This window comes from Fusibacter sp., assembly GCF_057447755.1.
Window position 1 is genome coordinate 1 of the sequence record NZ_JBVBZF010000122.1, and the last position, 10,152, is coordinate 10,152.

Below are 10,152 nucleotides of genomic sequence, written 5' to 3' on the forward strand. Positions count from 1 at the left end.
AATTCTAACTTCTCTTTCGAGTGTCACATCAAATTGGTCTCTGACCACCTTCTGAATAATTTCTATTAAAGTGATCACCTCTTTACAGGTTGCGTTACCTGTATTTACCACAAAACCACAGTGCTTTTCAGATACCATTGCGTTACCATACTTAAGGCCTCTAAGGCCTGCATCTTCAATCAGCTTTCCAGCAAAATGCCCTTCTGGACGCTTAAAGGTACTACCTGCACTAGGCAAATCCAGAGGTTGCTTGGACACCCTTTTTTGCGTTAATGCATTCGTAGTCTCAACGATTTCCTGATAATCACCCTTCTCAAGTTTTATCGCCGCTCTTAAGACAACGTATCCTTTTTCCTTGACAAGGCTGGTTCGATAAGCAAAGTTCATATCAGCACATTTTATACGCTCTATTTCACCCTCAGAGGTCAGAACATCTACCCATTCCACGACGTCTTTCATTTCACCACCATAGGCACCGGCATTCATGAATATAGCGCCGCCAAGAGTGCCAGGAATACCTGACGCAAATTCAAACCCCTTCAAACTGGCCCTTAAAACAATTTTTGAGAGCTTTGAAAGCAAGACACCAGCTTCTGCGATGACATAATCATCTTTAATTTCCACACCACTGAAGGTATCACTGATTTTAATAATCAAACCCTCAACACCATCATCATCAACCAAGATGTTTGAACCGTTGCCCATAAGATGGTAGGTTATATTGCTTTCCCGACAAAACGCAATGGTGTTTTTGATGTCTTCAACACAGGACGGCAATACAATACATGCCACTGGTCCACCAATTTTAAACGAGGTATGGTCTTTCATTTGCGCGTTTAAAAGGATCTGCTCTTTCTTTAAAAAACGGTTTAATTGTTCAAATTTCATTCTACGCTCCATCTGAGTGATATATCCAATCATTTACTCGAATTCCTAGACCATTCTAACACAAACAGCCCTTGTATTCAAATCAAATCATTGTAATTAATTAGTAGATTTTAGTCTCTCCATGATTCTCAAAATGACTGATTTCAACAATTTTGTTCTTATGATCCAAGAAGACAACGTCTGGTTCGTAAGTTTTCGCTTCTTCTTTATCCATCATGGCATAAGCGATGATAATCACCACATCACCTGGCTGAACAAGTCTTGCTGCCGCACCGTTTAAACAAACAACGCCACTGCCTCTTTCACCGACGATTGTATAAGTTTCAAGTCTTGCGCCGTTATTATTGTTAACAATTTGAACCTTTTCACCTGGAAGAATACCAGCTGCATCTAAAATATCTTCATCAATGGTTATACTGCCCACATAGTTTAGGTTTGCCTCTGTCACAGTTGCACGATGAATTTTACTTTTAAACATAGTTACTAACATGAATATTCCTCCTAAATAAAAATCCTAATATTGTCTATTAATCTTGGTTTGCCGATTTTAACCGCTACTGCGATTAAAACATCACCCTTTAATACCTCTATACTTCTCAAGGTATCTGCTGCCACAATCTCAACATAGTCAATCACCGCATAATCCACTTTACCGATATGGGCTCTCATCTCAGCCTTGACCTTATTAGCATCTGTTTCACCCGCTTTAATCATTTGCGTTGCAAGTGTCAATGCCTCCGAAAGGACAAGGGCGTCCTTTCTTTCAGTTTCAGATAAATATGTGTTTCTTGAACTAAGTGCCAAGCCATCCGCCTCTCTAACGATTGGACATGGAATGATTTCGATATCAAAATTGAGTTCTCTCACCATTTTTTCAATAACAGCTACTTGTTGTGCATCCTTTTGGCCAAAAAAAGCCTTGTCTGGCGCTACCATATTAAAAAGCTTAGCCACTACACTTGTAACGCCTTTAAAATGACCCGGTCTTGAAGCGCCACATAAAACAGTGGTAATATCACCTTCACAATTTACGTAGGTGCTGTAGTCAGGCCCATACATTTCTTCAACACTTGGATTAAAAAGGACATCCACACCTGCTGATTCACAAAGTTCAGCATCTCTATCAAAATCTCTAGGATAAGATTCTAAATCCTCATTTGGTCCAAATTGTGTTGGATTTACGAATAAACTCACCACAACAAAGTCCGTATTTGCTTTGGCTTCTTTCATCAAGGACAAGTGTCCTTCATGTAAAAAGCCCATTGTTGGCACAAGACCCACAGTTTTTTGTGCCTTTTTGGCATCCTTGACAACCTTTCTTAGGTCATCCACCCTATGAACAATTTTCATGTTATTGATCTCCTAAATTTTTGTTTTTCAAATCTATGCTTTTTGATTATACGCTCAGATAAACCCTGTTAGATTAAATTTCTTACTTTAAATCCACCGGTTAATAACATCACCTTAGTATAATTTTTCAAGAACGCTCTCATCTATTTTGAAGGTATGCTCCTCACTTGGAAACACCCCATTTTTTACATCTTCACAATAAGCTTTTACAGCTTGTTCGATGGTACCGTTTAAGACGGCATACTGCTTGACGAATTTTGGCGTCAATTCAGTGTACATGCCAAGGACATCTTGAATGACCAATACCTGACCATCACAATCTCCTCCGGCACCAATTCCAATCGTTGGAATACTGATACTTTCGCTTATAATTTTAGCAAGCTTTGCTGGAATACACTCAAGGACAATTGCAAAACAGCCCAGTGATTCAAGTAACTTTGCTTCTTCTATCAGCTGTTGGGCTTGACTTTCAGATTTACCCTGAACCTTGAAACCGCCAAAGGCATTTACCGATTGAGGTGTCAATCCCAAATGTCCCATAACTGGTATTTGTGCATTGATAATGCCTTCAATTTTATCTTTTATCTGAATACCGCCTTCGAGTTTAATGGCATGTGCACCAGCTTCCTTTATAAGTCTGCCAGCATTTCTAATGGCTTCTTCAACGCTGATGTGGTATGAAAGGAATGGCATATCCGCCACGACCATGGCATGTTTAGTACCTCTTACCACAGCTTTTGTATGGTGGATCATGTCCTCCATGGTGACAGACAAGGTATCCTCATAACCCAGCATAGTCATGCCAAGTGAATCGCCAACCAATAGACAATCCACACCACCCTGGTCCAATAGCTTGGCCATTGAATAATCGTAGGCTGTTAAAACAGTGATTTTTTCATGCTTTAGTTTTTTCTGTAGAAAAGTTGCTTTCGTTACTTTTGACATATTATTCCTCCTCTAAAAGATGTCTGAGTGCCTGCACTTTTTCCACAGGCATGGCCTGGGTTTGAGCAATTTCTAGTGTTGCTCTTCCAAGATGCTTGTAGAGTGCTTCAGCCTCTTTGTCCATTGCGTGTAGGTGTGCTTCAACGGTTTTAAAATCCCCTCTGGCAATTGGTCCTGTTAATGATTTTTCAGTTCCAAATGCTTCAATATTCGCTAAAGTCCCTTTAATAAGTGGTAGTAACGCTTTTATGCCTGTGTCCTCTTCGATCCCGATTGCCTTCATTTGAGCAAGTCCCATGTGAACCAATGTCACAAGGTAGTTTGAAGCAATCACTGCAGCAAGATGATAGTTCACCTTCTGGGTTTCTGTCAGTTTAATGACTTCATTGCCCATGCCCTTTAGAAGGTCTTCAAATATGGTTACGGCACCTGAATCGCCTTCAATCCCAAAAACAGTTGACGGCATTTGACTGAGTGCTTCCTCAATATTTGCAAATGCTTGCATCGGATGAATAGATGCGTAGGAGATGTCCTTATACCTTTCCATAATACTCGAGGGCAATGCACCACTCATATGAATAAGACATTTGACATTTTCCACGCTGCCTGAGTCACACAATTCTTTAGAAACCACCTGAATCATTTGATCGTTAACGGTGAGTAAAATTATGTCAGCACTTTTTGACAAGGCCTCTAGACTCTCAAAGGCAGTGCCATTTACATGTTTTGACGCCTCCAAGGCATGGTCGTAGGTCTTGCTATAGTAGCCAACCACCTGATGTCCATTTTGACTTAAATAACGTCCGAAAGTCTGACCGACTTTACCAGCACCAACAAATCCAAATTTCATGATTCAACATCCTTTCCGCCTTCGCATCGAATCATCAGAGACCCTTTAACAGCATCAAAAAAGCCCCTTCTGTCAAAGACAAAAAGAGCTATGTTATCATAACTTTTGCTATTTCCGTCCCTGGCATTTTGCTCCGAGCAGAGTTTGTTCATTAGTGAATTTCTAAAAAAAGCGTATAGTCCTATCGGTACTATCACTATCATTATAGCACATATCCATGCCAATCCAAAAAACTTTACATTAATTTTACACTTTTTAGGGTTGCAGATAAAAGTGGCAAAACAGCCTTTCGCGTCAATGTTTTTTGACCATTCCCCTTTAATTGATCACATAGGAGACTTCTTGAGGCTTGTTCCTGATCAGAAAGCACTACATCATGTGCAATCAAGACTTGGTCAAGATAATCAATCGCCATGTTGGCATCCACAAGGTCATTTATATCCCATTTGCCATGCTCGGCTTCTAAATAACCTTGCTTTTTAGCATATTTAAAATTCCAATAGTAGGGATGACTACTTCTCACGCGCACTGGTATTGACTCTATGGCTTTGATATCCCACATGTCATAGTTAAAATCCACTCTCAAATGCTTACTCTTAAGGGCTGTAAGCGCTACATACAAGTCCTTAGGTGTTGTCATTGTCACCAATTCACCAAATGTCAACTTTCTTTCAGGTTGAAAACTGTTGTTTCGATAGCCTAGGATAAAGCCTGCACGATCTAAGGCTCTAGCCTCTTCAAAATTCAACATGCCTTCACCATAATCCTCAAATGGTGACCGCTCTATGAGTTCTTCAACGCCGATAACCTTGTAACCATAGGCCTTAAGCAATGCCAATTGGTGACCAAGAGCGTCTGCTATAGGTGTTTGAAGCGACATGTTACAGCCATCCTTTTGAAAAATAATTTGACCATTTAAGGCATTTTCATCATTCTCAAGGGCTTGCTTTAAAGGAGCAACCATAAGATCTACATCCGCCTCATAATTTCCCTTAGAGGGTTTCCAGCCGCCACCATCAAAGCTGGCTGCCATATATTGATAGCCCATCATGGCATAAGCGTCATAGGCAGAAAGGCCACCTTTGATACCATCGATATAATGTGGGGGTCTTGAAAGCCTTGGTGAATGGTTAAAATGCTCAAAGGCGTAATTATGAAATAGGGTTAAATCTTCAAGGACGGCATCAAGTGTCGCCAGCGAAGCCCTTGTGTCGTAAATGAGTTTCATAGGGCCGAAAATAACATGTCTTCCTCCGTGATTTGCCATGTTATGGCCCTTTTCTAAAATACGTTTGCCCAGATCCGGTTGATTGATGATTCCTGCCAATAAGTCCTTGTCAAAATCAGGATAGTGATCATGGGCAGTTCCACCCCATTTGGCAGTATTTATTTTACCTCTTTTGTCAGGATAATTTTCATGTGTACCACCAACACAGTCAAAAGTTCCGATCGCATCGTACTTTTCCAGTGTGGTCATAAGGACCTCTGTCAAGCCCATCGGTGTATCCTCATCAGTAAATTCCAAACGGCCTATGGTTGGGGGATTAGGTGGGAGCGCACTCGGACCGTCATCAAAGGTCATGGCGCATACGCGCTCATCTCTCAGTGGAAATACGCGTTCAACTCGTCTAACAGGCGAAAGATAACGTCCAGCTTTTCGCTTGTGATAATGCTTAATATGTCGATTGATTTTTCTCAAGATTTCAAATAAAACCATTTAGTAAAAACTCCTTATCATTGTCTTTATTAACGTGTTAAATCGCCTGATTCTTTAGCCTCATAACGCATGATATGTCCCTTTAAGAAGGGTTTGGGGTTAAGACAGGCATACAAATAAATAGCGATACCATAAAAAGCTTTTACAATTTGCTTGGGAATCGGTCTCATTTTCTTTTGTACAGAGAACTTATATATCTGACTAACGACCTCATAAATTGGATGTCCCCAGCTGCCATGAACCTCTGAAGAATACATGTGAAGTTTCTGTGGATCAAAAACGTCCTTATCTACGTCAAATTTGACATAGGACTTGCCAATTTCCCTTATGAGATGACCGTCGCTTCCGCCGACAATAGGAAGTCCCAATTGCTTTGCCAAAGCCACAGCCTTTGCATTAGCCCCATAATTGCCTTTAACGAAACAGGTCCGTCCATTAAAGACCTCTATGGCATCAACCTGGCTTAGAAGCCAATCACTTGGCAGGCGTTTCTTCCATCTATAGGGATGGGCCAAGATGATCATAGCCCCTTGTGCTTTTGAGGCTTCAACAACTTCCTTGCATTTATACCATTTGTGATCCAGCCTTAAGATAGACTCAAGCGGTGTTTTTAAGCCAATGACAATTAAGTGACCTTCCTCTGTGGAGTACTCACCAGCTCTGATGACCACCAATCGATCCTTAAGGGGGATGTTTCGGTAATGGCTTTCCATGTATGCTTCCAAGACATCAGTACCTTCTATGTTATTGTGATCCAAAATTACAACACCATCTAGTCCCATTTGTTCAGCACGTTCAATTATTTTTTCAAAGCTCTGAAAAGAATCTTCAGAGTAACTTGAATGTACATGAAAATCTATTTTCATTAAAGTATCCTTTCAACTCAATTACTCTGATTTTGAATGACGCGTCAGAGCGTTTTTAATATACATGAGTCCAGGCTGTATGTCTGAAACTCTGAACAGTCCGTCCTTGACTCTTGGATTGAGCAAGTCCTTGAGGAATATTCCCAAAATAATAGGATTATAGTGGCCTCTTATAAAATAGCCTTTAACGGATAGCACATCCTGAAGGAGATAACGCATTTTTGCATTTAAGCGATAACGATTTCTAAATTGTGTGAAGCCCAAGTGTTGTGTTTTTAATTTCATCGTGGACTTGTAATAAGCAAAGGGCATATCACATCCAGCAATCAAGGAAAGTGGCATACTGCCCCAAAATCTAGGATTAATCTCCATAAGTCTCAGGTCACCTTTCAAATCACCTTTGAACTCTACCATAGCAAATCCAGTCCACTTGAGGGCTTCCAATAGCTTAATGGCATATTGAACCATTCGATCATCCCATATACTCTCACAAAATGTACTAGGGCCTCCTGAAACGGGGTATTCTCGTATTCTCTTGTGACAAAAGATTTCTACGGGCTTGTGTTGATGATCAAAGACCACTGATACACCATATCCTGGCCCTGAAATATATTCCTGCACCAATGGCTTGGGTTGAATTTCATGCATCATGGTATAGTAATTCACAAAATCCTCTTGTTTCTTAACAATTCTATAGCGTTCATGCGCTTTTAGGGTGAGTTTTTCACCTTCGCGATATTTTATAACCACAGGATATTTCAAGCGCTTTGACATCAAGAATATGGTTTCATCATCCTGGAGGAAGGTCGTCTCAGGAAAGGGCACATTGACCATGCTCGCCACTTGAGAAAGCTTATAGGTGTTGTTTGCATTATAATAAGTGGTTTCATCCACAATATTGAACTCATAGTAAGGTATGAGCTTTTCAAAGCTCTTTGTCACCACTGCCATAGATTTACTGCCAGTGACAATTAAAACAGGCTTCTCGCCTGTTCTCGAGTAAATATCTTTTCCAATTGTCATGAGACCATTGATAAAGAGCGCTTCATTGTCTTTAGGATTTGGGACAATTCGGCAATGCTTCACATATTTTGAGTAAAATCCAAGACGCTCCTGTGGATTTGAATCTTCGTATTCCACTGCCGTTATGGTAATCCCCTTCTTACCCAATGACCAAATTGCTGTTAGGGTCATTCTATATCTCACATCCGTTATGACAACTTCTCTCATAATGCCTCCTCATTCAAATCATCAAAATTGTATCAAAATGAGTTGGCTGTGTCAATCTGAATTCAAAGTCTGCAGCCCAACAAGTGTTTGCTAAAAACACACTTGATCCAAGCTGGATGACAACTAATGATCTCCACACATTTAAGTCATCTTTCGATGTCTCAAAATAATTTACGCTGATGCTGTTTGAGGCCTTACATCCCTCATCAGAGTTTTCGGATTAAATTTTGTTGTTAGAATCATTTAACGTCAAAACCTTGTTTTGCCGTTACCGTTCTCGTCTAACCGCTTTTCGCAAGTTGATAATTCTTGCTCAAAGCTGGACGAGAACTAATGCTCTATAATTAAAAAAGCGCCTTCAGAGTGGTTACCACCTGAAAAGCGCTTTCGGATTATAAATTAGTTTTAGTGCTCTTTAGTTTTAGTTTCATACATAAGCGAGTATTCATAATCAACATCATGTTCACAAGTCTTACATAAGCCAAATTTATTTACTTTTTTCTCATCGCCACATCTTTTACAAAAATCAACTTTAAACTGATTACCTTTTACTACTTCTCTCATATGCGTCACCTCACCAAATATTTTTATTGTACATGCCTCACTGCATTTAAGCATTTTAGTATTTCTGTATACAATTATTCTTCTTGTGATAATTATACCCAATCTTATTGCAGAATACAATAACTATTTGATAAATTTTTGTGAATTTTGAAATATTTCAGACTCTAGATTGCATATTTGAAAGTAAAATGTCATTTCAACAGGTCTTGCCATAGGGAAATGATTGAAAAGGTTTCATTTCTCTCAAATCCGCGTCTCCATGTGGCAACACCAGGTAATCCATACTGGCCACTAAGCTCCAAACGCTTGTTAAGTGAATCGTTATCCTCCACCCAAATTCGATATTTTTGATTGCCCTCAAAGTACTCTGTATAATGTTGTCCTGAGGCTTCGTCGTAGACAAGTTTTAACTGCTTCTCAGCAAAAAGCTTGTCAAAACCAGATAAAGTAATTGCTCTTGAGCCAACTTTCTTATATTTTTGACCTGATACTGGTTTTTCCTCCCACACTCTCATGTAAAGCGGTATCCCCAAGACCAGTTTTTCAACAGGAATCTCCTCTAGTGACATGGTAATGGACTCCTCCGTCCAAGGCAAGGAAGCCACAGAGCCACTGATAGGACTTGAACCCCAATGTTCATCATATGCCATTAGAATCATAAAATCTACATATTGACTCAAGGTCTTTCTATCATACACTTTGGACCAGGTATCGCTCCCCCTTGGCCTAGTGACATCCATCGTGAGGGTTTGATTGTATTGTTTGGTATAAGTTGAAAGTTTTTTGACAAAACCGCTCAATGCATCCTGATCTTCCAAATATATATTTTCAAAATCAAGATTGATGCCCTCTAAATCATAAATTGCTGCAAACATGAGCATTTGTGCTATCGCCTTATTCTGATAAGCTTCCGAACTTAAAAGGGTATGGGTCCATTTAGGGTCAAAATTATTCTTAAAGAGACCCCAAAGTGCAATATCTTGATGCCTTACGAACTCTGAATACGACAAGTCAGCACTGTTGATGATGATCCCGTCTATATTGAGATTAAACCATGTAGGTGCAATGGCATCAATGCCATCTTCAATGTCGTTTGCCTGTTTACTAAAGTTATCTTTATAGGTGTCAATCACTTCAAAGGTAAAACTGAAGGGTTGCTTCAAGTCTCTGGTCATAGGGGTTTTGTAAGGTTCAAGTTTGACACTTAAACCTTCTATTTGGGTCATATCTTTCTTGGCAATATAGGCTGGCTTCCCAGACTCATTTATAATATGATAGTATCCATCAAAATCGCCAACAATCCATACCAATTCATTTGAAGTTGTCATTTCTGTTTTAATATAATCTGAGTTCAAGTGCTGAAATTTTTTAGTACCTTCCCTCAAATGACCCTTATAGATTTTTTGGTCTTCAAATAAAATCAAATTATTGGTCTCAGAAAAGTATACAGATTCTAGCTGGTAGAGTCGCTGGATAAGATTTAAATCTAAATAGGCAACATCCTCTTCATAGAGGAGGGGAATGTTAATATCCTTTAAATTAGCCTTGACAAACTGTGTCAATTTCTCATTGTCAAAGTCACTTTGAATATTTTCTGTTTTTAAATAAACCCTTTGACCAGTTCCAGACAGTGTGTAATCCGAATCAATATAGGTTTCAAATAAGTTTAGGCTTATATAGACATGATTATTCTTAAGAATAAATTCATTTGAATCAAGCCATTCATTGTTGAAAATGGTCCT

The 10,152-nt window shown here is 39.5% G+C and carries 10 protein-coding genes; all 10 read right to left on the bottom strand.

Going from position 1 to position 10,152, the window contains the following annotated elements; translation table 11 throughout:
- Positions 1–888: UDP-N-acetylmuramate dehydrogenase (gene murB, locus AC220I_RS13250; RefSeq protein ID WP_486724323.1), on the bottom strand; the 888-nt coding region annotated here is incomplete at its 3' end.
- A 100-nt stretch (positions 889–988) separates the two neighbouring features.
- Positions 989–1,378: an aspartate 1-decarboxylase gene (panD, locus tag AC220I_RS13255; RefSeq protein WP_486724324.1), complete on the bottom strand. Its 390-nt coding sequence runs from the start codon at positions 1,376–1,378 to the stop codon at positions 989–991.
- An 11-nt stretch (positions 1,379–1,389) separates the two neighbouring features.
- Entirely contained in the window at positions 1,390–2,238 is an 849-nt protein-coding gene (gene panC / locus AC220I_RS13260) for a pantoate--beta-alanine ligase (protein WP_486724325.1), read from the bottom strand.
- Positions 2,239–2,352: 114 nt separating this feature from the next.
- Positions 2,353–3,183 (bottom strand): 3-methyl-2-oxobutanoate hydroxymethyltransferase, encoded by an 831-nt coding sequence (panB, locus tag AC220I_RS13265; protein WP_486724326.1) that lies wholly within the window; start codon positions 3,181–3,183, stop codon positions 2,353–2,355.
- 1 nt (position 3,184) lies between these two features.
- Positions 3,185–4,033, bottom strand: a complete 849-nt coding sequence (locus AC220I_RS13270) for a Rossmann-like and DUF2520 domain-containing protein (RefSeq protein WP_486724327.1) — start codon at positions 4,031–4,033, stop codon at positions 3,185–3,187.
- 235 nt (positions 4,034–4,268) lie between these two features.
- The gene (locus tag AC220I_RS13275; RefSeq protein WP_486724328.1) at positions 4,269–5,750 is read right to left on the bottom strand and encodes a polysaccharide deacetylase family protein; all 1,482 of its coding nucleotides are present in this window, start codon (positions 5,748–5,750) and stop codon (positions 4,269–4,271) included.
- Between the two features lie 29 nt (positions 5,751–5,779).
- The gene (locus AC220I_RS13280) at positions 5,780–6,616 is read right to left on the bottom strand and encodes a PHP domain-containing protein (protein WP_486724329.1); all 837 of its coding nucleotides are present in this window, start codon (positions 6,614–6,616) and stop codon (positions 5,780–5,782) included.
- 21 nt (positions 6,617–6,637) lie between these two features.
- Positions 6,638–7,846 carry a carboxylate--amine ligase gene (locus tag AC220I_RS13285; protein WP_486724330.1) on the bottom strand — a complete coding sequence of 403 codons (1,209 nt, stop codon included), beginning with the start codon at positions 7,844–7,846 and terminating at the stop codon, positions 6,638–6,640.
- A 405-nt stretch (positions 7,847–8,251) separates the two neighbouring features.
- Positions 8,252–8,410, bottom strand: coding sequence for a hypothetical protein (locus tag AC220I_RS13290; protein ID WP_175438372.1), 159 nt, complete (start codon positions 8,408–8,410; stop codon positions 8,252–8,254).
- Between the two features lie 191 nt (positions 8,411–8,601).
- The coding region (locus AC220I_RS13295) for a glycosyl hydrolase family 18 protein (protein ID WP_486724331.1) at positions 8,602–10,152 on the bottom strand (1,551 nt) is incomplete at its 5' end.